Here is a 26,085-nt window from a genome sequence, read left to right on the forward strand (position 1 = left end):
GGCCCTGCCAGCTTGACGCAACGCGGTGTCGTCTCGGCGGCGTGGGTACGGGCGAGGACGAAACGGAGTGATGCGAAGGATGAAGTTCGGACTGTTGGGGACGCTGCTGGTCCACGATGGAACGGCAGAACTCACGATCGCCGCGGGGAAGCAGCGCAGTGTCCTCGCCGCGCTGCTGCTTCACCCCGGCGAGATTGTCTCCATGGAAACCCTCATTTCGGTCGTCTGGAACGAGCGTCCGCCGCCGGGGGCCCGTCGGACCATTCAGAGCTACGTGATGCGGCTCCGCCAAGCCCTTGGGGAGTACGTGGCCCCACGCGTCGAAAGCCGCCCCCCAGGTTATGTGATGCACGTCAACGACGGCGAGTTGGACCTCCGGCTCTTCCAGGACCGCAGAATCGCCGCGGAGGCCGCCGCCCGCGATGGCGACTGGCCCCAGGTCTCCGCCGAGCTGACCGCGGCCCTCGCCCACTGGCGCGGCAAGCCCCTGGCCGACATACCCTCCGCCGTCCTCCAGCGCGACCACGGTCCCCGGCTGGTCGAGTTGGAACTCGCCGCGACCGAGCTGTGGATCGAGGCTGAGCTGCGGATGGCCCGCGGCGCCCGCATCGTCGCCGAACTGCGCCGCCTGACCGGCGAACACCCCCTCCGCGAACACTTCCACGCCCAGCTCATGCTGGCCCTCTACCAGGCGGGCCGCCAGGGCGAGGCGCTCGAAGCCTTCTCCCTCGCCCGCCGCGCGCTCGTCGACGAACTGGGCATCGAACCAGGACCCGACCTCCAACACATCCACCACCAGATCCTTACCGCCTCCCCCGACCTGACCCCCGAGACCAACGGGGTCGCGGAACCTCCCGTCGACGTCAACCCCGTCGCCACGGCGACCGCGCGGCCGGGGCAAACGGAGGTCATCCCGTTCCAGCTCCCCGCCGACCTTCTCGACTTCACCGGGCGGACCGCCGAGGTCAAGGCCCTGCTCCGCCACCTCGTCAACAACCTGCGGACCGGGGTGCCGATCGGAGCCGTGTTAGGGCAGGCCGGAGTCGGGAAGACCTCGCTGGCCGTGCACGCTGCCCACCTGCTGCGCCACACGTTCCCCGACGGCATCCTCTACGTCGATCTCCACGGCTCGGGTACGGAGCCGCTGGACCCCAGGGATGTACTGGCCAGGTTCATGCAGGCGCTGGGCGTGCCGGGGAACGCGGTGCCCGACACCCTGGAGGACCGGGCGGGGCTGCTGCGCAGCGCGCTGGCCACCCGGCAGATGCTAATGGTGCTGGACAACGCAGCCGACAGCGCCCAGGTTCGGCCGCTGCTGCCCGCCAGCGCGGGCAATGGGGTTATCATCACCAGCCGCTCGCGGATCGCGAGCGTGCCGGGCGCCCGGATGGTGGAGCTGGGCGCGCTCCCGCCGGGTGAGGCGACCGAGCTGCTGGCACGGGCGGCGGGCGGCGGGCAGGTCGAGGCCGACCGTGCCTCGGCCCTGGAGGTCGTACGGGCCTGCGGCGCGCTGCCCCTCGCGGTACGGATCGCGGGCACCAGGCTCGCGGCACGCCCTTACTGGACTGTCGCGGATCTCGCCGACCGGCTCCGCGAACGCCACCACGTGCTGGACGAGCTCCGAGTGGACGATCTCGACATACGGGCGAGCTTCGCCGTCAGCTACGCCTGCCTCACCGGCGAACAGGCGAGGGCGTTCCGGCTGCTGGCCCTGCTGCCCGTCCCGGACCTCGGGCTCGACAGCGCCGCCGCGCTCCTCGGCCTGCCAGAGAACACGGCCGAACGGATCCTCGAAGAGCTGGTCGACGCCAGCCTGCTCCTGGCCCGCCCCTGCGACCGCTACGGCTACCACGACCTCGTACGGACCTTCGCCCTGGAGCAGAGCGCCAAGCTCGACCGCCCCGAACAGCAGGCCGCCGCGCTGCGGGCGCTGCTTGAGCACCTGCTGGAAGGGATGAACACCGGCCTCCCCGGGCCCCGGCGCGCCCAGTCCTTCCGCGGCAGGGCGGCGGCGAACTGGCTGAGGGCCGAGCACCGGGTCATGATCGAGGCGATCTGCCACGTCGCGACCAGGGCGGACCTGCCCGCCTCCTACGCGGCGCAGCTCTCGCTGCGGCTGCACCGGGTGCTGGTCGCCACAGGCCAGTGGGACGACCTGCAACGCTGCGGCGCGGCCACGATGACGGCCGGGCTCCGCGACGGCGACACCCTGGCCGAGGCCACGGCCACCCGGATACTGGGCTCGGTCGCGATGCACCAGGGCGATCTCGACTCGGCCGAGGCCAGGTTCGAGCGCGCGCTCAAGCTCTCCATGGACGACGGAGATCGCCCCGGCGAGGCGTTCTCCTGGCTCTTCCTCGGCAACGTCGCCGGCGCGCGCGCCAACCCCTGGCCGGCCATCAACCACCTCACCACCGCACTGGAGATCTTCGAGGAGCGCGGCATCGACCTCGGCGTGACGCTCAGCGGGTGCTACCTGGGCGAGCAGCTCGTCGTGGCCGGCGACCCCCGGGCCGCGCTCCGCCATCTGAACCGCGGCCTGGACCTGGCCAGGCAAACCTCAGACATCGATCTGGAGTCGATGGCGCTGCAGAAGCTGAGTTCGGCGCACAGCTCCCTAGGCGAGCACGAGACCGCCGTGAAACTGGCCGCCGAAGGCATGCGCCTGGCCCGCGAACACCGCAGCCGCCACAGCCAGGCCATCGCCCTCATCCACCTGGGCACCTGCCTCCTCACGGCCGCCCGCCCCGCCGAGGCCCTGGACCACCTCATGCAGGCCGCCCGCCTGTGCACCGACATGAACGACGTCCAGCGCGCCATGGAGGCGGGCCGCCGGGTCCGGGACGCCCACCGGGCCCTGACCATCCTGGATACCCCGCCCACGACCTCCGCCGGAACCGGCTGACCCCGGAAAGAGGCGAACGTGCACAGCGCCTCCGCGCGTACCTCACGGCCGTACCCGGGAACGACATAGGCCACCAGGCGCCTTGATCAGACCGTCGAGGCCGCGACATGATGGCCGAGCCGGGCCAGCTCGCCCTGGTGTGAGCCGTCACGTTAATCCCCAGGTCAAGCGTCAAGTTTTTCCCCAGGGCCATCTTTGGATCTTCGCGCTCCCGCCGATGGCGCAGACGTGATCCGCCCGCCGGTCGGCCGGATCGAACGCCGCCGGATCCTCGGGGGCTTGATTAGCGAATACGAGAGAGCAGGCTGACCAAGGACGCGCTCGGCTGCGAAGCCGCACGTCAATGGTCAGGGCCGGATTTTGACACCCTTCACGCATTAGGCGACACGATATTCGGCACCCATAGGCCGAGTTACGGGCACCCACAGGCTTGCGCGCACTCATCCCGCCATCCCGGCATGCCCAAACCCATCTGACAGGCGTAACGCTATAGATTCACTCAATCACACTACGATATTGCCAGCGTCAACTCACGAACCGTCAGAGCGGAGTTAGGCGCTGGTCCTAATATGTGGACCGGATGGGCGGTCGCTGCGATCGTTGATTTCGAGATCGCGCGGCCCCCATCGAAGGAGTCTCTCGTGGTTCGGTTCATCAACAGGGCGAGTGACGCCCTGCTCTCCAAACTGGTTCCCAACGCCGTGGCCAAGGCCGACGATCCCGGCTGCTGGACTGAGCTGGGTGGCGGGTGCTGGTTCCGGGAGTGTTGCGACCACGGTCTGGGCACGTACTGCTACCCCTGGTACAACCCCTGCGGATAGCACGCAGCTCGATGCCGTACGTCGTCGGGTTCGGGCTGGCCGTGGCGACCGTCACCGCTGTTCTCGTGACGGTACGGACACGACTGGCGGTCGTCCGGATATGGGGCGTCAGTATGACGCCGACGCTCCAGCCGGGCGACCGAGTGCTGCTGATCCGGAGGAACGGGAGCCGGGTTCGCACCGGACAGATAGTCGTCTTCCAAGGCATCATACGGGACACCTGGAGCCGCGACGGACTACCGAGCCCGGCCCGGGAACTGTGGACCGTCAAAAGAGTCGCCGCCGTCGCCGGCGAACCGGTCCCGGCCGCGATGGCCGAGTCCTCAGGAGCTGTCGTCCCACCCGGTCAGCTGGTGGTGCTGGGAGATGGCTTGCTGAGCCGGGATTCGCGCGACTGGGGTTATCTGCCGGCGGACCGCGTGCTCGGCATCGTGGTGAGGAAACTCAAACCAGGCGACGAGACCGTTCCGGCTGGTGGTGGAGCGCCGTTCACGATCTCCCGCAACGTGTAACGGCCTCCTGGACACTCACCGGCTGATGCCGCGACTTCCACGTCGGCAGCACTGGACTGGTGCGAACCCAGTGTCGCCCGCCGCAGGTCAAGGCCAGGTTCCGATCATGGATCCTGGCCTTATTTGTTACTAAAGCGCCTCGACACCGGGTTGGCCGCTAGCAGGCTATCGCCCAGGAGGGTCAGCTCATGGCGGACGAAATGGCCCTCCCTGCGGGTCGAGATCAGGCCCGCCCGGCGGAGTGTCGCGGCGTGGGCTGAGGCGGTCGGGGCGCTCACCGAGAGCCGGAGGGCGAGGTCGCTGGTGGAGCCTCCGGTCGCCAGGGCTCGTAGTGCCCTGGCCCGGCCGGCGCCGATCAGAGCCGTCAGCGAGTCGGAGACGGCGGAGCCGGTGTCGGGCGGCTGAACCCGTGCCGAGTAGATGAGGATCGGCTGACTGCGGTCCAGGACGGGATGGACGCTGTCGCGACCGAACGCACACGGCATCAGCACGAACCCGCGCCCGCGTGTGTCACCCCGGATCGGGTCGGTGGGTGGGGCGAACAGCAGCGCCTGGTCCTGCCAGGTCACCGACGGGTGCAGCGTGGCGAACACTCCTCCGGGACCGGCCGTCATCATTGTCTGGGTCCGGAACGCGAGATCGTCGCGCAGTTGCCGGCGGAGATCAGGCCAGTCACCGGCCAGGCATGCCGTGAAGAGCGCATGCGCCGAGTCGACCACCAGGCGCAGCGGCCGTGAGCCTCCATCGCGCAGGTCCTGGACGAGCCGCGGAACCCGTACCTGACGCGGATCGCGGTCGAAACGTTCGAGGTCTGCGGTGATCTGCTCCTTGCTGGTGTCCCGTAGCCGCTCCAACTCCTCCTCGATGGCCGGTTCCACCACCGCCAGCGCCTCGGCCGAGGCAGGCAGCAGGAACGGAGGGGTCCATGACGGATCGGCGTTGATCAGTTCGAGGAGCGGTTCGGCCCTCGCGGGAATGTTACGGCGGACCGAACGCCACCAGCGTTCCCGCAACTGTGACCGGTGACTGCAAGGACCGTTGTGGAGGCCGTGCACGAGGTGCCCCAGAGGAGAGGTCGCGAAGCGTGTACGGGCCAGATCCTCGGCGCCGTAATGGAGAACTCGCACCACTCAGCCACCCCCGTGCCACCGTCGGCGATCATCACAGATGATCACATGGGCCTCCGCACCTGACAAGAGCGCGATGACCAGGGTGTTTAGGTGCCACCCCAAATAGCTGGCCTCGATGGAGACCCGATGCGATCGTGATGAGCACCAGCCGAATCCTTGGAGGTCAACGTGTTCCGTGTCGTCAGCAGGCTGGGCGACCGTCTCGTCGACAGACTGCTGCCCACCGCGGACGCCGCCACGTACTGGACCGGCTGGTGCTGCAATTACAGGTTCTGCCGGACCTGCTCCTACCACGACCCCATCGGCCAGACCAACTGCGGCAGCTTCGACTACTGCTGACCGATTCAACGAGCAGGGGTCATCATGCAGTATGTGGCACTGACCTGCCGGTGTGCCCTCGGGGTCGTCTTCCTGGCGGCGATGGTGGGCAAGCTGCACAGCAGGGCCGCGTTCAACCGGTTCCGAGCTTCCGTCACCGCCCTCACCAACTCCCACCGCAGGGTGTCGGCGGCACTGAGCGGCGCGACGGTCCTGGTCGAGGCGGGTGTCGTCGTACTGCTGGTGATCCCGCGTACGGTGTCGGCCGGACTCATTCTGGCCGGCCTCGCGCTGCTGGGCTTCTGCGCGGCCATCGCCTCGGCGATGCGTTCCGGAGCGGCGCCACCCTGCAGGTGTTTCGGCGCCGCCGGTGCCCCACTGGGCGGGCGGCATCTTGTCCGCAATGCCGGGCTACTCGTCCTGGTGACGGCTGGGTTGACGGCCGGAGTCGGCGCGGCGCACCACACCCTGCACCCGGCAGGGGCCGCGCTCGGACTTGCGGCAGCGGCGGTACTCGCCCTCGCAGTCCTCTTCTTCGACGATCTCGTTGACCTTCTCACCGAGCCTCGCCTCCCGGCTGGCTCACGGTGACCACCTTGGGAGACCTTCATGCCTGTCCTGGTCGTAGCCGTTGTCTTCGTCGGAATCCTCTGTGGCATCGACCTGCTGCTGACGCTGGCCGTGATCCGCCGGCTGCGTGAGCACACGCTCCGGCTGGCGGACATGCCACCGACGAGGCCGGATCTGGTACGCCCCGGTACGCCGCTCGGTGACTTCAAGGTGACCGCCGAGGACGGCTCGACCGTCTCCCGCGAGGCCTTCACCAGCCCGACCGTGGTCGGAGTGTTCTCTACCGACTGTTCTTCCTGTCATGAACGGCTACCTGAGTTCACCGCCTTTGTGGAGACGGCGCGACCCCAGCAGGTGCTGGCACTCGTCACCGGGCAAGCCTCGGACGCGGCAGAGTTCACCGCCGCGATGGGAGCGGCCGTGACCGTCGTGGTCGAGCCGCTGGGCGGTCCTTTCGGCAGGGCCCTACAGGTCTCGCAGTTCCCGAGCTTCTACCTGATCGGTGACGACGCGGTCATCGTGGCCGCGGAGAGCACTCCCGGCCAGCTCCCGGTAACCGCGCGCGCATGAGGCGGTCTCTGTTCAGACGGGTATCGGCCGTCGCCGAGCTCGCTTGGCGGGCACATCCGAAGGCCACGGCGGGATCGGCGGCGGCTGCTCTCCTCACGGGTCTGGTACCGCTGGCCGCCACCTGGTCCACCAAGCTGGTCCTGGACGGCCTCGGGCACCGAGCCGGTCCCGCCGCTCTCCTGCCCGCCGCCCTCGCGCTCGCGCTGACCGGCCTGTTCGGCGCCGTCCTCCCACCGACCGTGCAGTACGCCCAGGAACAGCTGCAGCGGGCCGTCCGGCTGCTGGTCCAGGACAGGCTCTTCCGTGCGGTGAACGCCCATCCCGGGCTCAGCCGGTTCGAGAACCCGGTCTTCCACGATCGCGTACGGGTGGCCCAGCAGGCCGGGCAGGAAGCCCCGCAGCGGCTGGTCCGGGCCTCGCTGTCGGTGGTTCAGCAGGTCATCACACTGGCCGGGTTCGTCGCGATGCTCGCCGTGCTCTCCCCGCTGATGGTCGTCCTCGTCCTGCTGGCCGCGGTGCCATCGGTCCGGGTACAGCTCGACCTGAGCAGGCGCCGGGCCGACATGATGTGGAACGTCAGCGCCGCCACCAGGTGGCAGATCTTCTTCGCGGGCCTGCTCACCAGTCCGAACGCGGCCAAGGAAATCAGGCTGTTCGGCCTGGGCGACCACCTGCGGGCCAGGATGCTGCGTGAACAGCGGTCGGTGGACGCGGCCGGGCAGGCGCTGGCCCGCCGTACGCTGCGAAGTCAGGGACTCCTGTCGCTGCTGGGCGCGGTCGTCTCCGCGGGCGGCCTGGTCTGGGCCGTGACGAGCGCCGCGTCTGGACGGCTCAGCATCGGGGATGTGTCGGTGTTCATCGCCGGATTGATCGGCGTTCAGGGGGCGCTGGGCACGATCGTCGGGCAGGCCGCGGATGTGCACAACAGCCTGCTGATGTTCGGGCACTACCACGATGTCGCGGCCGACACCCCTGACCTCCCCACCAGCTCGGCACCGCATGCCATGCCGGCCCTGCGCCAGGGCATCGAGCTGCGCGACGTGTGGTTCAGGTACGACGAGAGCCAGCCCTGGGTACTGCGGGGCGTGAACCTGATCATCCCGCAAGGACGTTGCGTCGCTCTCGTAGGCGTCAACGGGGCAGGCAAGAGCACGCTGGTGAAGCTGCTGTGCCGGTTGTACGACCCAGGACGCGGATCGATCCACTGGGATGGCGTCGATCTGCGCGACCTGCGGCCTGCCGAACTACGCGACCGGATCGGGGCCGTGTTCCAGGACTACATGTCGTACGACCTGACGGCCGCCGAGAACATCGGGCTCGGCGACCTGGCAGCCACCACCGACGAGGAACGCCCCGCCGGGCGGGAGCTCATCGAGGCCGCCGCACGGCAGGCGGGTATCCATGAGAAGTTGGCCGGCCTGCCTCTCGGCTACGACACCTTGCTGAGCCGAATCTTCTTCGCCCGCCCCGCCGACGGCGACGACCCGCAGCCGGGACTCGTACTCTCCGGCGGCCAGTGGCAGCGGCTCGCGCTCGCCCGAGCCTTGATGCGCGCCGACCGGGACCTGCTCATCCTTGACGAACCGAGCTCGGGTCTGGACGCACAGGCCGAGTACGCCGTGCACCAGAGCCTGCGACAGCTCCGGCAGGGCCGTACCAGCCTGTTGATCTCACACCGGCTGGGTGCCGTACGAGACGCGGACGAGATCGTCGTCATCGCGGACGGCCAGATCGCCGAACGGGGTTCGCATGCCGAGCTGATCGGCCTGGACGGCGCGTACGCCCGGCTATTCGCCCTGCAGGCCCAAGGTTACGAGGCCGAGCCGCTCGCCGCCGAGGCGAGCCGGCAGACGACCGCCCCCAGCACCCGGCCGAAGCGGACATAACCCCAGACTCTGGAGTCCTCGCTGACCGGGCCGTCTCCGAGCACGACCAGCCGCCCCTCCGGAACGACATCCCGGACGAGGCACCCACCCGCTCGGCCCCCTGCGCCCGGACGGTCCAACCCAGGGTCTGTTTGAACAGCCGGAAGGTGTGTTCCAGGTCGAATCTTCGCAGGAAGGACTGCTAGCAGCGATCGATGTAGGTGGCGGTGGCACCGGTGACCGAGGACCACAGCCACACCGGCTTGGGGTCGCGGTCGCCGGGCAAGTGGTCGACTTGCAGCCGGATGAGGGTTGCCCTCGATGACGGGCAGGTCGGCCAAGACGAACACCAGCCGGGTGACGTCGTAGCCGGCGTTCATGACGATCAGGATGTCCGGGTCGCCCTCACGCCAGTGTCCGGCTGCGATCAGGCGGCCCACCGGGTTGCGGCGGCTGCCGTCGACGTTCGGGGGGAGTTCGAGTTGATAGGACCAGGTGCCGTGGTGCGGGCTCCACTGGCCGCTGGCACGGCGGAGCTTGGGGCATTTACGGCCCAGGAGGCGGCCGGTTTCACCATCCCGGCAGCCACAGATCTTGAACGTTTTCCCGCTGGCCATTGATCACTCACCTTCTGATTCGGTGCGGCGCACGCCGTATTGATAGCCGAGCAGGGCGAGTAGCTCTGGGGTGGGCACCAGGTACTTCTTGCCGACGCGGATGATCCGGCAGGGGAACTCACCGGCCTGGGCGAGTTCATAGGTTTTGGTGCGGCCCAGCCCCAGGGCTTTGCCCGCGGTGACCAGGTCGACCACCGTGGGCAGCCCGCCCAGCTCCGCCAGCGACATCCCTGCCCTCACCTCGACCGCCTCCGGATCTGGGAGTCGCCGGGTGCGGATACGCTCGCCGCCGGCGTGCCCCAGACGGCAGCGGAACCGTACGGGCCCGGTGTGCCGGGTGACCGCCCATGGCGTGGGCGGCGGTGTGGGGCGCGGGATATCGACGCTCGCCTCCACGGCCGGGGTCAAGCCGAATCCGCTGGTCAACGCAGCTCACCACGGCGGGTCGCCGCTGGGTGCTCGCGGGGTGCGGGTCGCCGATCCCGGAACCGGGTTCAGCACCGTCCCGGCACGGCTGCCGTCGCCGAGTGGAAGGCAGGGCAACCCATAGGCGATGACCGCCGGACGGTTGATCTATCCGCGCTCGAAACCGACGGGAGAAGGGCCGTGACGGGGCTGCGTGGTCCGACCACAGACGGATTTCGGTGTAGCTCTTCTGCAGTGACTGGTTGAGCTGGGCGTTTGCCGTTGTGACTGTTTGATCGCGAGAGAGGAACGCCAGCGCCACTGCGTTTATTGCGGTGTCAACACCCGGCTGCTCTCACCTCATCGAGCGGTTCACAGGCTCTGGGCCCAGCAGCGAAGCTCGGTGGCGGCCTCGTCGGGTGTGAGGGAGCCGCGTTCCAGGTGAACTTCCTGGAGGTGCCGAATCGCGGCCCCCACCAATGGGGAGGGCGGGATGCCGAGTACTTTCATTACCGCCGTGCCGTCGAGTATGACGGGGACATCGTCACGCCTGACGTACCTGTCGCGTTCGGCGGCGGCGCGTGCATCGGCCTCTTCCTTGGCACGGCGCGCCGCCTCCCAGGCGTCGTAGTCGGCGGCGTCCAGGGCGCGCAGGCCCGCCCAGCGCCATCCCTCCATGTCGCGCTCCTGACCGAGGCCGACCGTGTCGAAGAGGTCGAACGCACCCGTTGCGACCACTCCGAGGCGCGCGAGCACGGCGTTGATCGGCCAGTTCTCGCACGGTTTTGCAGTCGCAGGGATCCAGGCGTGCTCGGGACCCCAGGTCTGACGGCCGTTCTCCCACAGGGCAGCGGTCTGACTGCCATCACCACCCCAGAAGTCGGCCTCCACATAAGCGACACGGCCGCCGCGTGACCAGTCCTTCAGCCTCTCGGCGAACGCCGGGGACATGAGCCTGAACGGCCAGTCTCCTCGCCACCCGTCGGTCAGCTCGTTGAAGATCTCGTTGGTCACCGGCAGCAGCCCCAAGCGTTGCCGGAGCGGCACCACCACAGCCCGCGGCACATCATCCGCCAGGAACCGGAGATGGTCGAAGTCACCGACGACACCGCGCAGCACGTACGACATGCCCGCACCCTAGATCGGGGCGGCATAGAATCAGCAAATTTCATGGGTCGGACGTCGCGCTGTCGACCACCTTCAACGGGCGTGCAGCTTGCCTTGAGTGACTGCGTTTCAAGCTGTGAAGGTGTACTTGTCCTGGTGGCGGGCTTGGTGGAGACGGCGTTGTTCACGGTCAAGGTGGTAGGCCCAGTACGCGTCCAGGTCACCGTTGGAGATCACGGCACGTAGCTTCAAGATCGCTTCGGCTCCGGCCAGACCCCATCGGGCGCCGGTGATCTCCAGCCGGTCGCCGATCAGATGACGAGCAGTTCCCTCGACCACGCCGGTGGCGATCGGCCAGCCCTGTTCCAGCGCGTGGCGGTAATGGAGGAACTCGCGGTGGCGGGTCAGGTAGCCGATGGCGGCTTGGAGCCCTTCGCGCCGGTCGGCGGGCAAAGCGGCGGCCTGGGTCGTCATGTCGTCGATGACCTGGTCGGTGTTTCCGGCCAGCAGGCCCAGTGCCCAGGCGGCGACGCGTTGTTCGGCCGCGGGGTCGTCGGCGGTGTGCAGGTTGCGCGCTGCTCGCCAGCAGTATTCGAGCACGTGGATCAGGTCACAGACGATATGGATCGTGGCGCCGCGGCGGGTGGCCTCGGCCTGGAGCAGCCGGATTTGGTGCGGGTCGCCGTCGACCAGCACCACCCAGGGACGGGCATGGGCGGCGTCGCGGGCGCCGGCCTGGTCGAACGCGCATGCGATCACCTGCTGGGCGGGTTCGATGACCGAGCCGTAGATCCATTTGCCGGTCGCGGTCGGTCCGGCCCGCACCGGCCGGTGGCCGCTGCGTCCGGTCAGGCTGATCACATCGTGGCTGCGGCGAGGTGCGGGGACGGCGTCGTGGACCACTACCAGGGTGGCCATGCGTTTGCGGTAGGGCTTCTCCCCGCTGGCCAGGCGGGTGCGGAATCGGTGCCGGTGGCGTGCGGCGGCCTTGCGGGTGTCCGGGCGTAACGCTTCGGGCCGCATGACCACGCCCTTGCCGTCGACCGACAGCACCAGCAGTTCCTCGGCGGTGCGCGGTACCGGCGTGCGGGCCGTGTAGAAACCGTCGATATCGGTTGCTGAGCTGACCACCAGGTCCTCGATCTGTCGTTTACCGATCACGCTTCCGCAGCGGGCGGTGATCGCTGCATGGGCGGCGTCGAACGACCCGCGCACCGCCTCCATCACGGCCAGTTTCGCCAGCCCGTGCGAGTGCCGCCCCGCCGGCAGCGCGAGTCCCTCGTCAGCCGGATAGTGGTTATGACGCCCCGGGGCGCGGATCGCGCACCGCCTCACGGTCACCGTGCCCACCACCGTGGCCAGCAGCCGGTGATGCCCCTTCTCCAGCCGTCCGGCCGGACGGCCGGCGGCCAGCCGGGCCTCCTCACCCAGCGCCCGCAGATCCAGGTGATCCTGCAGCAGTTGGCGCATTATCTCGCGCCCGCGCTCCTGGCACAGTTCTTCCAGCTCGGCATGGGTGAGCTCGCCCGTTATCGGTGCAGCCAGGTCGGCGATCAGCCGGTCGAATAAATTCCTCGAGGTTGCAAACTCGTCATCGGTGACGGCGTCGGCATACGGTTCCACCGGCTCTTCCTGCTGGTCGGGATCGATTCGGGTTGCCACCTACGAACCTCCAGCAAGGACGAGCCGCCGCCAACCACCATCACGGTGACGAGCCGCTGCCGCCATTACCCGGTGACCTGTCGGCGAACCGGCTCTGCCAACGCGAACATCCCTGGCGCGTCCTCGGTCAACCAGCCACGTTCCACCAGCCGCTTGAGCTTGCTCCGCAACCCCTCGACCTTGGCCGCCGACTCACCCCGCCCCAACGCTGATGAGATCTTGCCCGCCCGCATCGCCCCACCGGCATCGGCCAGCACTTCCAGCACGTCCCGATACGCCCGCGGCAGCACCGCAAGGCCCAGGTCCGGCTCCCACGGCGGTACCGTCACCACACCCCGCCGCTCGACCTCCCCCTCCCGCTCGCCCTCCGGCTCGGCCTCCCGCGTCCCCGTCTCAACGCCCCCGCTCGCCGACACGGGTTCAGCAACCGGCGTGGCCGACTCGCCCAGAATCTCCTCCACCGTCTCCTGGGTGATCACCAGCCGGGACAACCGATCTTCCTCAGCCTCCAGACCGACTGCACCTCAGCCAACTCCTCGCGAAGCTCGGCGATCCGCCGCCGGGACTCGGCCTGCCGCCGCGCCAACTCCTCCTGCAACGACCCCATCGCCACCACCGTCTCGCACGCTTGCACCCACGGTAGAAGCCAGTCTCACGACCGGATAGCCCAACCCACATCTGCCCAGCTCACGGACTCACTCAGTTGGAGCTACACCCATCGGCGATTGCTACCGGGACCCTGGAACCAGAGCGCATGGACTCCGCGTCGCATCCGGCGAGGAGGTTCTATGCGACATTGGAAGGCATTCACCGCTGTCATCGTCTGGGCACTGGCGCTCTCCCTGCTCGGCGTCATGTTTGACAACCGGTTGACCTGGGGGAACTGGATGCCGTACGCGGCGCCTCAGCGGTTCGACTACTGCGGTGGCCACTTCACCCGCACGGCGGAGTCGATGACGGTGCTGACGAGGGTCGTATCCCGCGCACAGGCGCTCAGCGACGAAGGTTCCGTCTCCGGCGACCGGTTCCGGCCCATGCTCCACACGGGTTTCCGCGGCCGGTGGACGGTGTACGGCTCCGGAACCTGGGACTGCGCACAGGAACAGGGCGACGTCGCGCACAAGTTGTTTGTCAAGGTCGGCGGCGACCGGTACATCGAGTTCGGCGATGCCCACTGATCCATAAGCGTGCTCACCACTGACATCAATTGGCTCTGGCCCACTCTCGGTGAGCCAGTGACGGAGTGTGGTGTCGTGTCTGTCAGTAGTGGAGTACGCGGGCGCGTAGGAGGTCGAAGTTGGCGCGTGTGGGGTGCGGATAATCGGTTTCAGCTGTTGAACTGGAGTTTGGTTGTCCCTCTACGCAGCGGCTCTGTACTCGTTGATCAGTCCATCGACCGGGCGGCGGCGCTGGAGTCGGATGTGTTCTGGGCCGTCGGGAACCGACCGTGCCGACGATGGGTCCGGTGGCCGCAGGTGTCCCGTGCTCGGTGTGCCCGGTGGCCGTTGTAATGCTGCTGGTACGCCCTCAACACGCGGCGCCGATGTTGTTCGTTGTAGATCAGGATCCGGTCGATGCACTCTCGCCGGGCGGTGCCGACCCAGCGTTCGGCGATAGCGTTCGCCCGTGGTGCGCGGACCGGTGTCCGGATCACCCGGGCACCGAGCGAGGTGAACACCTCATCGAGCACAGCGGTGAACTCCGCGTCGCGATCTCGGATGAGGAACTTCACCTGTTCGGCCTGCTCGCCCAGGTCCATGACCAGGTTACGGGCCTGCTGGGCGACCCACGCCCCGGTCGGGTTCGCCGTGGCGCCGGCGATGTGCACGACCCGGGTGGCGTGCTCGATGAAGAACAGCACGTAGATCCGTTTGAAGAACACCGTGTCGACGTGGAACAAGTCGCAGGCGATGATCCCCGCGGCCTGGGCCTTCAGAAACTGTGCCCAGGTCGGGCCGTCGCGCCGTGGGGCCGGGGTCCCAGACCGGCGAGTTTGAGGATGGCGCGTACGGTGCTGGGCGGAACACGAATGCCGACTCCGGCGAGCTCACCGCTGATCCGCGCATAACCCGAGGACGGGTTCTCCCGAGCCGGCCGCAGAACCGCCTCTCGGACATCCTTCCGGGTTGGGGGACGGCCGGGGCACCTGTGCGGGTAAGGTCCACTTGCGGGTCACCAGACGCCGGTGCCAGCGCAGCAATGTCGATGGGGAGACGAAGAAGCTGCGCCACGTCGACCGGGCCAGGAAGCGCCACAGCGCGGCCAACAGGATCCGATCCCCGTGCCAACAGCCCGGCCGGGAACGCCACCAGCGTCTACCGCGCCGACTTCGCCAACCCCGCCACGCATTGGCCAGGTGATGCCTTCATCCCCGGGAAGGCCAACGTGTCTTACGGCTATCTGCAGGGGAAATACCGCATGCAGGCGGCCGACGGCGACGAGGACGCCATGGTCGCCCCCTTCGATGGAACCTATCCCGAACACCAGCTCGTCTCCGCGGACATGAACATCGTCTCTGGACCGCCCTCCGCGCACTCTGGGGCCAGGGCAGCTCCTCCGACTCCCTCGACTCCGACAACACGGGTTACGCGTTCCTGGTCGGGCTCAACGGCACGAACACCCTCATCGGGTGGATGGACACCGAAAAGCGGTTCACGGTACTCACCCAGATCAACGGCGCCCCCGGATACAAGCCGCATGGTACGAACCGGATTCAGGCGCTGTGCGACATGAACGGCTCCAGGATCACGCTCAAACTCTGGATCAACGGCTTCCTCGCCGCCACCGCCGCCGACTCCACCGCTCGCATTGATCCGTATGGACCGGATGGGGCCCCCGATCCGGACTCCTCGTGACCTACCCGAACGATGGGAGCCACGATGAGGCCACCGTCGACTTCGAGGACTTCGAGATCGGCCGCGTGCACGGATAGGCGCGGGGCGCGAGCCGCGAGAGGAGGAGGTGGGCTGTGGCCCACCTTAGATAATCTCGGGAGAGCGCGAGTTATAGTGCCTGACCGGCGGCGGTGCCTTCTCAGCGGAGGCTCGCCGGAGGTGAAGCAGGCGCGCGTGGAGCCAGGTCCAGGCACCTGCCCGGTTACGATGCGTCGCCCCTTGCCCGCTGCACCACACGTTGGTTTCTGTGCTCAGATGCCTGAGCCGCACGGCAAGGACATGATCTGGGCGCGGCCCGCCGCACGAGAAACACTCGCGGTGCTCGATGATTTCCACCTCGTCTTCGTCGACGTAGATCTCGTCGTAGGACACGGCAACGGCGAGCACCTCGACCCGTGCGTCCATAGCCGGGCGGTCGCCCTCACGGTCGAGACGGTGCAAAGCCCGCTCACCCTTCAGCCATCCGAACGCGTTGAGTCCGCCGATCCGCATTGTTACCGACAGATCGAAGTCCACGGATTCCGACATGGAGTAGATCTGCACTCGCCGCCCATGGCGCTCGGCCTGCTTCATGTACCTGAACAGCAGGTCCCTTCCCCAGCACATGCCCTCGTAGGCCTTGGCTTCGATGGTCAGGATGGCCTCTCGTTCATCGAACTCGCCGGGGATCTGGCGGCGGAGGCCGTCAAGCCGGGCGGTCAACGCCTCCAGGTTCGCCCGGAACTCGGCTACCAGGGCGTAGTCGGCCAGCTCTTGCAACTCGCAAAGGAACACCAGCTCAGCGCGCGCGTCATCGAGGTCCTCCAGCAGGCGCGTGATCTTCTGCAGACGCAGACCGGCGACCTCGGCGGCGCTTCAATGCGCCGGATCTGCCAAGATCCCTTCGAGCCGCCCGGCCTCAACGCGCAGTACCCCGATTTCGGTCTCGGCGATCTGGAACGCGCGACGGCACTTCTCCAAGGGCGTCTGTTCATTCTTACGCATGAGCATCTCCACAAGATCGTTGCCGCCAGTGTAGGCCCAGGACTCAGCCGCACGTCCCGCCTACTGGCTCGTTACCGCCTGCGGTAGCGCCATCCTCGTTCTCACCCTGCTCACCACCACCAGACCAGGTCACAGGTGAGAAGGGGGCCAGCCGGATCGTCCAGTGGACGCGGGGTCACAACCGCGAGGCTATTTCTTACACCGCGGGCGTGACCTGGTCGAATCCGGCAGGGTCTGGATTCCGACCGCCGACGCTGAGATCTTCCAGCAACCTGCTGGAAGATCTCAGCGGCCACGCCAAACGGCCCGGGTCCATGCGATGAGCCCCAAAGTAGCCGTGTGTAGTCGTGTGGCTTCTGTGGTCACGTTGAGTGCAGGGCTCTACTGCTGGGCGGCCTGGATGCGGGTGGCGTACACCCGGTAGGCCTTGCGTTCGGCCAGCCCGGCGTCTGGGGCGGGCGCTCTGTTGCAGCGCTGCGTGGTGGAGTTCGAGTGGGGCGGTGAGGCGGATGGTGTGGCCTTGGCCGCAGCGGATGGTCCGCCCGGTGGCGAGGGCCTGGCGGATGGTGTCGTCGCCGGCGGTGTGCAGGTGGTCGGCGAGCAGGCCGGGTAGATCGAGTTTCACCGAGGTCTGGGTCGCGGGGGCGGGCTGCTCGTCGGGAACGGGGGGTGCGTCGAGCTGGTCGGCGAGTTGGCGGGCGTGGGCGGCGTCCAGGATGCGGCGGATGGTCTTGGGGGCGACCCAGTACTCGCGGGCGAGCGCCTTGACGGCGGTGCCTTCCTGGTAGGCGGTGACGACGTCGGCGGCCTTGCCGGGGCCGAGGGCGGCGGGGCGGCCGAGGGTCTTGCCGGAGGCCTCGGCAGCGGCGATGCCTTCGTGGGTGTTCTCGCTGATCATGTCGCGCTGGAACTCCAGCACGGCTGCCAGGACCGAGACCATCATCTTGGTTCCGGGGTCGTCTGAGGCCAGGTCGGCCTGTTCGAGACGAGCCCGCTCGTCATCATCCTCGTCTGTGCTGGTGGGGAGCGATCAGGGCAACGGCCCCAGCTGTGATCGCCGCCATCGGTAGCGCTCACCGCGCGCGTCGGCGGTCTGCCCACGCCAGGAACCGCACCGCAAACCAACGACGGAGACGCTGCAGGTGAAGGCCATCGCCCCGAGGCCGTCGGCTCCACTGGCACCCCGCTCCAAGAGTGGGCAAATCCAAAAACCAGGCGGTCGTGGCGACCCGCGAGGAACGCGTCCCAACGCCTGCCACGCCCGGCCGGCGCCGCTCAGAGGTCGCCAGGGTTGTAGGCCAGACGCTCCAGGACAGGTGCCCACACTGGGGCTGGCAAGCCCGCCGCTGGGAGTGGGGTTTGCTCACTCGGCCGTGTGACTCCGGGCCATCCCTGGACGAGGGCGCCGTGCCGGGATGATCAGCGGCGCGCAGTCGATCTTAGGATACGCATACGATCAATCCACCCAGCGCAATATGTACGCGTGCTGCCCCGGTAGGCGGCCCACGAACCGATAAACGAACCTCCGGTCCTCGGCTTCGACCCGCAGGACGTCACCCACCCTCACGCTTCCGCTGGCCTTGCCACTCGGGCGGAATATGTAGTCACCTATCGTCCAGAGGTCCAAGACGATCACTGGGTCCGCGCGCTCAATCGTTGTCCATGTGTCCATATGGTCAGCGTCGGGCTCGTGAAGTCGCAAAATGAGCTCACCAGGGTCACGACCGTCGATGGCGCCCTTGAAATCACAGGCACTTCCAACGTGAACGAGATCCGCATCGCCTGGTCTGTCACTACTGGCGAAAGGACCAAAGCCCCGGACAATCAGCTGATGCTCAGACGGGTCCATGTCATTCCTCCTGGATTCTTGCTGGCGGACCCGAAGCGATCTACATTCGCCACCCGACCGTGCTTGGGACACCCAACCCGCCGTCGGCTGGCTCACCAACCAAGGTCCAACCAACGCCGCACTCGCAGCAGTGGATTCGGGTGCGGCGGGCTTAGCCTGATCCCTCGTATGGGCAATTCCCTGCCACGAAGCGGCGAGACGAACTTCGGCCCACCTGCGCACCGCACGGCTCCAGGCGCTCATCTGGTCCTCGCCGACCACAGATGAACCGGATTCCAATGGCCGCGCGCCATGCGTGCCACGCCGAAGGAGTCTCATGCCGAACCCCACCCGCGCTGGTGCCTTCAGCGGCGAGAGCGTGCGAGCATCTCGGAGAATGCGGATAACCCCTGGACTCCGCAGATGAGCGTTGACCGAATGATCGGTGGTCAGCGGTCAGTGCGCGGGCGTGGCCAAGTCCCAGTCGAGCTCCCAGACCCGTGCGCCGTCGGTAATGCTCCAGGACAGTATCCGCCGCGCGTCTGTGGCGAGGACGATGTCTTCGATCGGGTGCAGGTGCGAGCCTATCGTCCCAAGACACGCGCCAGTGGCGATGTTCCAGGCCCGGAGCTTGAAGTCGCGGCCCGCGGTCAGTGCGAAGTGCCCGTCGGCGGTGAACCTGATGTGGGACGGGATGTGCCCCGGCACTGGCTCGAACGTGCGCAACTGTTCGCCCGTGGCGACGTCCCATAGTTGGATGGCGCTTTCGATGTTGCCGGTGAGGAGCAGGGCGCCGTTCGGGCTGAGGGCCACGGCGGTCCAGTCCACGCGCGGACGCTTCATGTCGCGCAGCAGGTTGAAGAACATTCCTTCCTGTCCTGGCTGGGCAGGCTCGGGTGGCGGGCCGGGGGCGTCGAGTCTGAGCACGGTCTCGCCGGTGGCCAGGTCCATCACCTGCACGGTGTGCAGCAGGCCGTCGGCCGTGGCGCCCAAAGGCACGGGGCCGGCCCAGGCGGCGCTGTCGAGGTGGATGTCGCACTCGGCGAGAAGGGTGCCATCGCGCAGGTCCCAGTGCTCGGTGCGTCCGTCGTAGCCGCCGATCAGTGCGTGGTCCGCGTCGATGGCGAAGCGGACTGAGCGCAGGCCGCGCTGCCTCTCGAGGACAAACCTTCGGCATTCGCCGCTGTGTACCGACCACAGCAGGATCCTGTCTTGCTCGGTGGCGAGCAGTCGAGTGCCGTCGTGGCACAGGCTCAGTAGCACCGGGTGGTTCCCGTACGGCCGCACGCTGAAGCTGCGCAGCGTGCTGCCGTTCTCCACGTCCTGGACAAGGACTGTTCCGTCCTGGCGAGCCACAGCCGCGGTTCGACCGTCAGCCGAGAGGTCGGCCGCCTGGATCCGTCCCTGGGCGAGGTCGGTCCCAGGCCAACTGGCGCGCAGGCCGGTGCGGGCCGTGTGCCGGGTAAGTGTGCGCCAGGCGGCCAGCAGCCGCGGATCGCGTTCGTGGCCCTCGATCGCCCGGGCGCGGCGGAGCAGGTCGTGTGCCTGCGCGAACCGGCCGTCGCCCAGAGCCGACTCCACCTCGCCGAGCAACTCCTCTGCCCGCGTAGCGAGCTTCGTCAGTTCGGCGTGTGGGCGCGGCTGGCTCAGCCAGGGCTGCGCGCGGCGAGTGACGCTGTCCGCAGCCGGGTCGGATGCGGCCGGCAGAGTCCAGTGACGTGCTGCGCCGTCATGGCTGATGGTCAAGGCGTGCAGTGCGTCGTTCCCGGCGTCGTCGGGCAGGCACTCGCCATCACCGTTGCCACGTTCGCGCTCTCGGTCGAACCGCGTTGCTGCCACGAATCCCGCGTCGTCGAACCCGGAGAAGGTGCGCAGGCAGCGGCCGTCGCGCGCGTCCCAGTAGCGCAGGGTCCCATCAGACCCGGCGGACAGCACGTGCCGCCCGTAGTTGCTCACCGCCAAGGCCCACGCACCGCCGCGGTGTCCCTCGAGGAGGCGTCCGCGGCGCGTCACCAGCAAGTCCCAGAGGTGGACTCGCCCGTTCACGTAGCCGGAGGTGACGGCGAACTGCCCGTTCCGGCTGAGCTGGACCACACCGGGCCCCATCCCGCCGGGCGCGGGCGGACTCACCCAGGAGCGGTCGGTGCCCGGCATCCACACCCGCAGCACGCCCTCGACGGCGAAGACGACGCGGTCCCCGTCGGGAGTCATGTCGAGCGCCGCACCGTGGCCCGAACCGGCGTCGCACAGCTCGGAGTGGCCGTGGAGCTCATCCCAGAGTTCTGCCTTACCGTCCAGCGCCCAGACCACGAACCGCAGGTCGGAGCTGATCCGCACCGTGCCGTAGTACAGCGGCGGGACGAGCAGCGCGCCGGAGAAACCGCGTTCGCGATAAGTGAGCTCGCGCACCATGCGGCAGTTCCCAAGGTCCCACAGGCGAATAGTGTCCCCGCATACCGACGCCCCGTAGCGCCCGTCCGGGGTGATGTCCACAGCGTGCACCGGCAACCGGCTGTCCGCGTGGATCGCTGTGCGGCACTCGCCGGTCTCCAGGTCCCAGACGCGCAGCACCCCGTCCTCACCGCCGGTGATGGCCGACTGCACATCAGCGGCGATGCGCACCGGCGGCCCGACCGAACTCGCCGCCCGCCAGCCGATTCCCGGCTTCGCGACGCACCCGGTCTCAGCTCCGGTACCGGCCTGCGCGGCACGAAGCAGCGCCTGGATATCCTCGACAGGCCGCTCGATGGACGGTTCCTGTGCTTGAGTCTGCGCCTGTCCCTGGGCTGAGTCCGCGAGCAGGGCGCGGGCCGAGGTCGTGTCGCCGCGTTCCATCTGCACCTGTGCGAGCAGGTACCTGGCCTCCCATGTATCGGCGCCGCTGCGGATCGTCTCCAGCGAATCGAGAAGTTCCTCGTCGGTCACCTCACCGCGCCGCCACCGGCGCAGACCGGCGTTGTAGGCGACCGCCAGATTCCGGGGGTCGGCCGCGGCCGCCTGCGCGAAGGCGGCGTCAGCCTCCTGATCCCGGCCGAGATCGAGCAGCGAGAGAGCCCGGTTGTTGAGCCCGTCCGCGCGCAGGTCGACGGCCACCGGCTCGGGCCGCCGATACCGGCGCCCGGTCGCCGCCAGGTACGCCTGCGCGAGCTCGGACGCCACCGCGGCCATCGAGTCCGGCCGCGCCGCGGGATCGGCGTGAAGGCAGCGCGCGAGCAGGTCGGCGACGGCCGGAGGCAGCGGCGGAAGAGCGGGATCGATGACGGGCCACGATCGCAGCAGGCCAAGCGCCTCGCCCACGGCCGACCCGGTCTGCCAGAACACGGCGCCGGCGAACAGTTCCAGCACCAGGACCGCGAAGCTGTACACGTCGCCGCGCCGACCCACCGGCTGGCCGGCGGCCTGCTCCGGCGAGGCGTACGCGGGCGTCAGACCGCCCCCGCCGGGCCTGAGCAGACTGGTGCCCGGCGCGGCATCCAGCGGGGCCTGCCGTGTCAGGTCTTTGACCCGGGCCAGGCCGAAGTCGGTCAGTTTCGCCGTGCCGTCCGCGTCCATCAGCACGTTGGCCGGCTTCACGTCCCGGTGCACCACGCCCTGCTGGTGCGCGTGCTCCAGACCCCACGCCACCTGGATCGCCACGTCGAGCACCCGGCCAAGCGCCTCGGGCGGACCGCCGGCATAGAGTCGGCGGCCGGATCCGGCGACCCACTCGAGCAGGCTGCCGCCGGAAACGAATTCGGCGAACACCCGCGGGACGCCGTCCACGGTCCGCACATAGTGGCAGGTGCACACGTGCGGATGCAGGCCAAGCGAAACCCAGGTCTCGGCCTCGGTCACGAACTGCGCCCGCAGCCGCTCTGCCTGGAACAGAGCGGGATGTGGGCTCTTGACCGCGAGATCGGTGCGCCAGTCCAAGTGCCGGACGCGGTGCACCACCCCCATCCCACCGCGCCCGAGCTCTTCCATGAGCTCATAGCGCCCCTCCACAACAGCGCCGACGCGCCACTCGGCTCCAGTCGCCTCGCTCACAAACCCCTCCACTCCACTACCTGCCGCGCACAACCGCGATGCCGAGCGTGCGGTCGAGTGGTTCGCGGTGGCATCCTCCGATCCAGCGCTCCATGATCGCGTTCATGCGCTGCGCACGCACGGCGCTGCGCACGGACTCGATCCCCGCGTCCGTGAGCGCCGCCTCGAACGTGCGCGAGCCAGTTGCGGTCGGAGCCCATACCTTTAGCGTCCGGGGTGGGAAGCAGCGCGCATCCGTTGGAGGAGAACGTGGAAGACGAAGTAGCTGGGGCGGGAATTCCGTGAGCGGCATGGTGTGGGGTGATATCCACACCCCCGTCAGCGGCCCGGCCGGCGCCGTGGCGCGCAACTGTGCCAGCTCCTCATAGCTGTAACTGCCGCGATCGTCGAGCCCGCGGAAGAGGCCGCAGGTGACATCGGAGGTGCTGGAGAATCCGAGCCTCAACATAGGTCAAGCCTGCTTTCGCAGGTCCTCAAGCATGACCGTCGCGGCCCTTGCGGTGAGGTCGCGGTATGTCATGCCCCTGCCCTTGAACGCGCCCAGCACGTTGAATCGGATCTTCGCGACGACCTCGCCGGACGCGTTCTCGAGACGGAAATTGATGGTCCTGCCCTCCGAACGGTCGATCTCCACGACGTATTCGGCGCGACGCGCCCGGAGACCGGTCACCGCGCGAATCCACCGCGTGAGCGGCCCGCCGCTGGCCACCGTGTACCGGCCCTCCCAGAGCGTGCCCATGTGCGGCGAGTCGGGCCGCTCGAGAAGGTGGGCCGGTTCCGCCTCGTCCAGCCGCCGTAGCATTTCCAGGTGCTCCCGCGAGTAGTGGTTGTAACCGGGCATCAGCCTGACCTGCAGCGTTTCCTCATGGCTGTTCCCCTTACTCCGGTTCCGTCGGTGTTGGGAATCTACGCGTCACGGTAGGGAGCGGCACCGATACTCTCGGGCTGGTTCGGTGCCGGCGGCTTCCGGATATGTCTGGTCGACGAGTCACGCCGCAGAAGGCTGGACGAGTTGGTCACTACGACGCTGGCGGCACATCACATGTGAACGTCTGCGACGCACCATGCGCGGGCGCTGCGGGGGGCGAGTTCGACGGTCCAGGTGCTGGTCTGTCCATCGTTCTCCAAGGACAGTTTCGCCTGGGCCTTCGTGCCGTTGACCGTTGGCGTGCCTTCGACGTTGGCGAGGTAGTACTGGTGCAAGACCCGCTGTTCGAAGTCCGTCACGTACGGATCAGCGTCGGGACAGGTGACGGCGTGCAGGGTGACGGCGTCCCGGGATTGGATCCCGTCCACGAGCGTGGTCGCGGTCGAGATCGCGCTGTCCTTTCCCGGGCCCGGGTTGCGGACAAGCCAGCCGGGCCAGACCAGCGCGGTCACCAGCACGACGGCGAGGAGTATCAGGGCAGCGCCGGCACCGCCGATCAGCAGCAGCGGGACGGGCCGGGGCGGGGCGGGCGGTCGCGGGCCGGGCGGTCGCGAGCCGGGCAGGTAACCGGGGCCGCCCGGACCGGGTGGCCCACCCGGGCCCGGATGCCATCCCCCGCCGTCCGGCTGTTCCGGTCCCCGCGGCACCGCAGGAGGCGGGCCCGTCGGGCCGGGTTCAGGGTGTTGAGGCGGGTATGTCACCGTACCGTCCTCTTGGCTGGTGGTGGATGGCCAGTGGGCTGGCGGTAGGTGGCCACTGAAGATGGAGGGTGTTGCTGTGCGACGCCTCCGCCGGTTCTGTCGCCGACGCGATCACCTGGCCGTGACGCTATCATCAGGGGCCTGTTAAATAGACAGCTATGTCTCAACCTTCGGCTTTCCCCCCGCCGCCCCAAGCCGCGACATCGGGCGGATCGCCCGGCCCTGTGGTCGCGGCCTTCCTCATCGGCGGCGCGATCACCACCGTCATGGCGTTCGCGCTCGGACTCGTGGCCCACGATGCGTTGATCACGAGACTCGGCCAGATCCTGGTGCTGGACATCATCAGGCTGGTCTCCGCCCTCCTGCTCGGGGCGGCTATGGCCCTCCCGTTCCTGATCGCCAAGGCACGTGGCCCCCTCGCCCCCGGCGCCGCCGCCATCGGCGCACTGGCCGCGGAACGCGTCGGCGCCCTTGCGATGGGCCTGGTCAGAGGCACCAGCACGCACGACATCCAGGCCGGGTTCGGAGCCTCGGTCAGCGAAACAGCCCTCTACTCCGCCCTGGACTGGGTGGCGATCTGCTCGTGCCCGTGGTCGCAGGAGGACTGACCGCGATCTTCGCGCTGCGCACGCCGAAGCCATCTCTGGCTGGCCCCGCCCCAGCCGGGCCCTACGGTCCAGGGCAGCCTGCCCCGCCCCAGTACCGACAGCCGGCGACGCCGTTTACCAATCCACCGGCCAACCCGGCAGTCCCGCCCGCCGCACCGAACCCTGGTGCCCCACCGCAGTCACCCTGTGGGGTGCGGAAACTGGGTCAGTGTCGCCGACCTGCAGGTTGATGGCGCGAGCACGGTGAGGTAGCGGCCATCTTGGATGCTTGTGTTCTGGTCCTTCCGCTACCTCCTCCTTGGCCACGTCCTTCGGCTCCTGCGCCGTCGCCGGCATCCGGGCGCCGCCAAGTACCGTGCGCGACATCCTCAACCGCGCCGATCTGGACCCAGCACCCCGAAGGGCCAGACCGAGTTGGGGCCAGTTCCTGAAGGCGCAAGCCGAGGGGATCCTCGCCTGCGACCTGTTCCATGTCGACACGGTGTTTCTCAAGCGGGTCTATGTGCCGTTCTTCATCGAACACGCCACCCGGGCCGTCCATGTCATGGGCGTGACGACCAACCCGACGGGGCCCTGGGTCGCTCAGCAAGCCAGGAATCTGCTCATGGACCTGGGGGAGCGGGCCGAGCACATCGGATTCCTCATCCGGGATACCGGTGTGGGCACCGCAGGCGAACGCGATCGCCGAACGGTGGATCGGAACCGTGCGGCGCGAATGCACCGACCGGCTCCTCATCTACAAGGAGCGTCACCTATGTCGCGTACTCGCAGAGTACGAACGGCACTATAACCATCACCGTCCTCATCGGGCACGAGACCGGCGGCCACCACAACCGATCTCAGCGGAAGCTCCCGCCGATCTTGACAGGGCTCGGCTCAGACGCGTGGAGGTCCTTGACGGCTTGATCAACGAGTACAGCCCCGCAGCGTAGATGCCGGAAGAAAGCGCTGGTCAGCAGCCGTAATCGAGTATCCGTACCCCACAGGGTGGCGACACCCGAGGCTCGTCGGGTACGGCAGGGTACCGCGATGCCGCCGTCCAGCGTCGCCTGTGGGCGGTCTCGGAAGACCTGACCGGAGTGACGTTCCCGGTCTGATCGCGATCAGGGGGCGTCGACGACGGGGCCACCGGTGAGCCGGGTCGCCGCCGAGCTCGCGTAGTTGGCCTCGACGGCGGCACGCTCGGAGGCGTTGGGCGTGGCGTTCGTGCACGAGACGCCGCCGGTCGAGCCGGACATCAGCGACGAGCAGGGGCCGGGCTTGTTGTCCGGGAGGCCGAGGCTGCCATCCCGTCAGGCTGGGAATGCGGATGGCCCTCGGAAGGGCCGACAGAGGTCGGCCCTTCCGACGAAGATCACTTGTACTGATGTCCTGGCCGTGCTGGCCTTCGCGAGGTCGACGATGGGATCAGGGGTGCTGGAAGGTGACCTCGGGGTCGGCTGGTGCCGACTCGTTGAGCCATCCAATGGAACCTGCCACGCTCCTGCCAAGGGCCTCGACCCACTTCTCAGTATTAGGACCTGCTGTCATGTGTCCTGGGATGGTGACGGTCACGGGGTGTTCCTCGGGGCCGGGCGGGCCGCTACGATGACTCAAACAAACATAATTGTCTACCAATAGAGTAGAGGGCGCCT

27 protein-coding genes and 1 pseudogene are annotated in these 26,085 nt (G+C 68.2%); 12 read left to right on the forward strand and 16 right to left on the reverse strand.

Annotated elements, in window-relative coordinates; all coding sequences use genetic code 11:
* Nucleotides 1–79: 79 nt before the first annotated feature.
* The 3 genes from ACQP2O_RS31390 (at nt 80) to ACQP2O_RS31400 (ending at nt 4,238) form a co-directional block, all read left to right on the forward strand.
* Complete coding sequence (locus ACQP2O_RS31390) at nt 80–2,905, forward strand: AfsR/SARP family transcriptional regulator (protein WP_433171325.1); 2,826 nt, start codon at nt 80–82, stop codon at nt 2,903–2,905.
* Nucleotides 2,906–3,546: 641 nt separating this feature from the next.
* Nucleotides 3,547–3,726 (forward strand): hypothetical protein, encoded by a 180-nt coding sequence (locus tag ACQP2O_RS31395; protein ID WP_433171328.1) that lies wholly within the window; start codon nt 3,547–3,549, stop codon nt 3,724–3,726.
* A gap of 11 nt (nt 3,727–3,737) precedes the next feature.
* A complete protein-coding gene (locus ACQP2O_RS31400) occupies nt 3,738–4,238 on the forward strand; it encodes a S26 family signal peptidase (RefSeq protein ID WP_433171330.1) in 501 nt (166 codons plus the stop codon).
* Between the two features lie 119 nt (nt 4,239–4,357).
* Here the strand turns inward: ACQP2O_RS31400 and ACQP2O_RS31405 are convergent, their stop codons facing one another.
* A complete protein-coding gene (locus ACQP2O_RS31405; RefSeq protein ID WP_433171332.1) occupies nt 4,358–5,368 on the reverse strand; it encodes an ArsR/SmtB family transcription factor in 1,011 nt (336 codons plus the stop codon).
* 168 nt (nt 5,369–5,536) lie between these two features.
* On the opposite strand from ACQP2O_RS31405, the gene ACQP2O_RS31410 reads away from it, so the two are divergent.
* Genes ACQP2O_RS31410 through ACQP2O_RS31425 form a run of 4 tightly spaced genes read left to right on the forward strand, consistent with a single transcriptional unit; the run spans nt 5,537 to nt 8,712 of the window.
* Nucleotides 5,537–5,707 carry a hypothetical protein gene (locus ACQP2O_RS31410; protein WP_433171334.1) on the forward strand — a complete coding sequence of 57 codons (171 nt, stop codon included), beginning with the start codon at nt 5,537–5,539 and terminating at the stop codon, nt 5,705–5,707.
* 24 nt (nt 5,708–5,731) lie between these two features.
* Complete coding sequence (locus tag ACQP2O_RS31415) at nt 5,732–6,277, forward strand: MauE/DoxX family redox-associated membrane protein (RefSeq protein WP_433171336.1); 546 nt, start codon at nt 5,732–5,734, stop codon at nt 6,275–6,277.
* 18 nt (nt 6,278–6,295) lie between these two features.
* Nucleotides 6,296–6,826, forward strand: a complete 531-nt coding sequence (locus tag ACQP2O_RS31420) for a TlpA family protein disulfide reductase (protein WP_433171338.1) — start codon at nt 6,296–6,298, stop codon at nt 6,824–6,826.
* Nucleotides 6,823–8,712, forward strand: a complete 1,890-nt coding sequence (locus tag ACQP2O_RS31425; RefSeq protein WP_433171340.1) for an ABC transporter ATP-binding protein — start codon at nt 6,823–6,825, stop codon at nt 8,710–8,712. The genes ACQP2O_RS31420 and ACQP2O_RS31425 overlap by 4 nt, the downstream gene beginning before the upstream one ends.
* On the opposite strand, the gene ACQP2O_RS31430 is transcribed toward ACQP2O_RS31425, so the two are convergent.
* The 6 genes from ACQP2O_RS31430 to ACQP2O_RS31455 all read right to left on the reverse strand — a co-directional run bounded on the left by ACQP2O_RS31430 (nt 8,637) and on the right by ACQP2O_RS31455 (nt 13,089).
* Nucleotides 8,637–9,308, reverse strand: coding sequence for a S26 family signal peptidase (locus ACQP2O_RS31430; protein WP_433171342.1), 672 nt, complete (start codon nt 9,306–9,308; stop codon nt 8,637–8,639). The genes ACQP2O_RS31425 and ACQP2O_RS31430 overlap by 76 nt on opposite strands.
* A 3-nt stretch (nt 9,309–9,311) precedes the next feature.
* On the reverse strand, nt 9,312–9,716 hold the full coding sequence (locus ACQP2O_RS31435; protein ID WP_433171344.1) for a hypothetical protein: 405 nt from the start codon (nt 9,714–9,716) through the stop codon (nt 9,312–9,314).
* Between the two features lie 369 nt (nt 9,717–10,085).
* Entirely contained in the window at nt 10,086–10,841 is a 756-nt protein-coding gene (locus ACQP2O_RS31440) for a hypothetical protein (protein WP_433171346.1), read from the reverse strand.
* A 108-nt stretch (nt 10,842–10,949) separates the two neighbouring features.
* Nucleotides 10,950–12,443 carry an ISKra4 family transposase gene (locus ACQP2O_RS31445; protein ID WP_433191215.1) on the reverse strand — a complete coding sequence of 498 codons (1,494 nt, stop codon included), beginning with the start codon at nt 12,441–12,443 and terminating at the stop codon, nt 10,950–10,952.
* A 104-nt stretch (nt 12,444–12,547) separates the two neighbouring features.
* On the reverse strand, nt 12,548–12,973 hold the full coding sequence (locus tag ACQP2O_RS31450; protein WP_433171347.1) for a hypothetical protein: 426 nt from the start codon (nt 12,971–12,973) through the stop codon (nt 12,548–12,550).
* A complete protein-coding gene (locus ACQP2O_RS31455; RefSeq protein ID WP_433171349.1) occupies nt 12,958–13,089 on the reverse strand; it encodes a hypothetical protein in 132 nt (43 codons plus the stop codon). The genes ACQP2O_RS31450 and ACQP2O_RS31455 overlap by 16 nt, the downstream gene beginning before the upstream one ends.
* Before the next feature lie 181 nt (nt 13,090–13,270).
* Here ACQP2O_RS31455 and ACQP2O_RS31460 point away from each other — a divergent pair, with 181 nt between their 5' ends.
* Nucleotides 13,271–13,660 carry a hypothetical protein gene (locus ACQP2O_RS31460; RefSeq protein WP_433171351.1) on the forward strand — a complete coding sequence of 130 codons (390 nt, stop codon included), beginning with the start codon at nt 13,271–13,273 and terminating at the stop codon, nt 13,658–13,660.
* A gap of 206 nt (nt 13,661–13,866) precedes the next feature.
* On the opposite strand, the gene ACQP2O_RS31465 is transcribed toward ACQP2O_RS31460, so the two are convergent.
* Nucleotides 13,867–14,382 (reverse strand): integrase core domain-containing protein, encoded by a 516-nt coding sequence (locus ACQP2O_RS31465; protein WP_433171353.1) that lies wholly within the window; start codon nt 14,380–14,382, stop codon nt 13,867–13,869.
* Between the two features lie 733 nt (nt 14,383–15,115).
* On the opposite strand from ACQP2O_RS31465, the gene ACQP2O_RS31470 reads away from it, so the two are divergent.
* On the forward strand, nt 15,116–15,337 hold the full coding sequence (locus ACQP2O_RS31470) for a hypothetical protein (RefSeq protein WP_433171355.1): 222 nt from the start codon (nt 15,116–15,118) through the stop codon (nt 15,335–15,337).
* Between the two features lie 123 nt (nt 15,338–15,460).
* Here the strand turns inward: ACQP2O_RS31470 and ACQP2O_RS31475 are convergent, their stop codons facing one another.
* The 7 genes from ACQP2O_RS31475 to ACQP2O_RS31505 form a co-directional block, all read right to left on the reverse strand.
* Nucleotides 15,461–16,150 (reverse strand): PCRF domain-containing protein, encoded by a 690-nt coding sequence (locus tag ACQP2O_RS31475; RefSeq protein WP_433171357.1) that lies wholly within the window; start codon nt 16,148–16,150, stop codon nt 15,461–15,463.
* 81 nt (nt 16,151–16,231) lie between these two features.
* Nucleotides 16,232–16,360, reverse strand: coding sequence for a hypothetical protein (locus ACQP2O_RS31480; RefSeq protein ID WP_433171359.1), 129 nt, complete (start codon nt 16,358–16,360; stop codon nt 16,232–16,234).
* A gap of 196 nt (nt 16,361–16,556) precedes the next feature.
* On the reverse strand, nt 16,557–17,330 hold the full coding sequence (locus tag ACQP2O_RS31485) for a recombinase family protein (protein WP_433191217.1): 774 nt from the start codon (nt 17,328–17,330) through the stop codon (nt 16,557–16,559).
* Between the two features lie 1,314 nt (nt 17,331–18,644).
* Complete coding sequence (locus ACQP2O_RS31490) at nt 18,645–22,214, reverse strand: WD40 repeat domain-containing serine/threonine protein kinase (protein ID WP_433171361.1); 3,570 nt, start codon at nt 22,212–22,214, stop codon at nt 18,645–18,647.
* Between the two features lie 16 nt (nt 22,215–22,230).
* Complete coding sequence (locus tag ACQP2O_RS31495; protein WP_433171363.1) at nt 22,231–22,662, reverse strand: hypothetical protein; 432 nt, start codon at nt 22,660–22,662, stop codon at nt 22,231–22,233.
* 3 nt (nt 22,663–22,665) lie between these two features.
* Nucleotides 22,666–23,055, reverse strand: coding sequence for a hypothetical protein (locus tag ACQP2O_RS31500; RefSeq protein WP_433171365.1), 390 nt, complete (start codon nt 23,053–23,055; stop codon nt 22,666–22,668).
* 197 nt (nt 23,056–23,252) lie between these two features.
* Nucleotides 23,253–23,789 (reverse strand): hypothetical protein, encoded by a 537-nt coding sequence (locus ACQP2O_RS31505; protein WP_433171366.1) that lies wholly within the window; start codon nt 23,787–23,789, stop codon nt 23,253–23,255.
* Nucleotides 23,790–24,067: 278 nt separating this feature from the next.
* On the opposite strand from ACQP2O_RS31505, the gene ACQP2O_RS31510 reads away from it, so the two are divergent.
* From ACQP2O_RS31510 to ACQP2O_RS31520, 3 genes are all read left to right on the forward strand, one after another.
* Nucleotides 24,068–24,451, forward strand: a complete 384-nt coding sequence (locus ACQP2O_RS31510; RefSeq protein ID WP_433171368.1) for a hypothetical protein — start codon at nt 24,068–24,070, stop codon at nt 24,449–24,451.
* Between the two features lie 298 nt (nt 24,452–24,749).
* Nucleotides 24,750–25,241: a hypothetical protein gene (locus ACQP2O_RS31515; protein ID WP_433191554.1), complete on the forward strand. Its 492-nt coding sequence runs from the start codon at nt 24,750–24,752 to the stop codon at nt 25,239–25,241.
* A complete protein-coding gene (locus ACQP2O_RS31520) occupies nt 25,156–25,383 on the forward strand; it encodes a hypothetical protein (protein WP_433191219.1) in 228 nt (75 codons plus the stop codon). Before ACQP2O_RS31515 ends, ACQP2O_RS31520 begins: the two co-directional genes overlap by 86 nt.
* A gap of 171 nt (nt 25,384–25,554) precedes the next feature.
* Here the strand turns inward: ACQP2O_RS31520 and ACQP2O_RS31525 are convergent.
* Nucleotides 25,555–25,734: pseudogene (locus ACQP2O_RS31525) on the reverse strand (snapalysin family zinc-dependent metalloprotease); the annotation flags it as partial.
* Nucleotides 25,735–26,085 lie beyond the last annotated feature (351 nt).

The organism is Actinoallomurus sp. CA-150999, assembly GCF_050942425.1.
In the GTDB taxonomy this organism is placed as follows: Bacteria; Actinomycetota; Actinomycetes; order Streptosporangiales; family Streptosporangiaceae; genus Actinoallomurus.

Coding starts and splice junctions, on each gene's coding strand:
- ACQP2O_RS31470 (WP_433171355.1), top strand. CDS start 15,116: ATGGACACCGAAAAGCGGTTCACGGTACTCACCCAGATCAACGGCGCC.
- ACQP2O_RS31480 (WP_433171359.1), bottom strand. CDS start 16,360: ATGCGTAAGAATGAACAGACGCCCTTGGAGAAGTGCCGTCGCGCGTTC.
- ACQP2O_RS31415 (WP_433171336.1), top strand. CDS start 5,732: ATGCAGTATGTGGCACTGACCTGCCGGTGTGCCCTCGGGGTCGTCTTC.
- ACQP2O_RS31455 (WP_433171349.1), bottom strand. CDS start 13,089: ATGGGGTCGTTGCAGGAGGAGTTGGCGCGGCGGCAGGCCGAGTCCCGG.
- ACQP2O_RS31460 (WP_433171351.1), top strand. CDS start 13,271: ATGCGACATTGGAAGGCATTCACCGCTGTCATCGTCTGGGCACTGGCG.
- ACQP2O_RS31440 (WP_433171346.1), bottom strand. CDS start 10,841: ATGTCGTACGTGCTGCGCGGTGTCGTCGGTGACTTCGACCATCTCCGG.
- ACQP2O_RS31495 (WP_433171363.1), bottom strand. CDS start 22,662: ATGTTGAGGCTCGGATTCTCCAGCACCTCCGATGTCACCTGCGGCCTC.
- ACQP2O_RS31390 (WP_433171325.1), top strand. CDS start 80: ATGAAGTTCGGACTGTTGGGGACGCTGCTGGTCCACGATGGAACGGCA.
- ACQP2O_RS31430 (WP_433171342.1), bottom strand. CDS start 9,308: ATGGCCAGCGGGAAAACGTTCAAGATCTGTGGCTGCCGGGATGGTGAA.
- ACQP2O_RS31420 (WP_433171338.1), top strand. CDS start 6,296: ATGCCTGTCCTGGTCGTAGCCGTTGTCTTCGTCGGAATCCTCTGTGGC.
- ACQP2O_RS31400 (WP_433171330.1), top strand. CDS start 3,738: ATGCCGTACGTCGTCGGGTTCGGGCTGGCCGTGGCGACCGTCACCGCT.
- ACQP2O_RS31500 (WP_433171365.1), bottom strand. CDS start 23,055: ATGCCCGGTTACAACCACTACTCGCGGGAGCACCTGGAAATGCTACGG.
- ACQP2O_RS31425 (WP_433171340.1), top strand. CDS start 6,823: ATGAGGCGGTCTCTGTTCAGACGGGTATCGGCCGTCGCCGAGCTCGCT.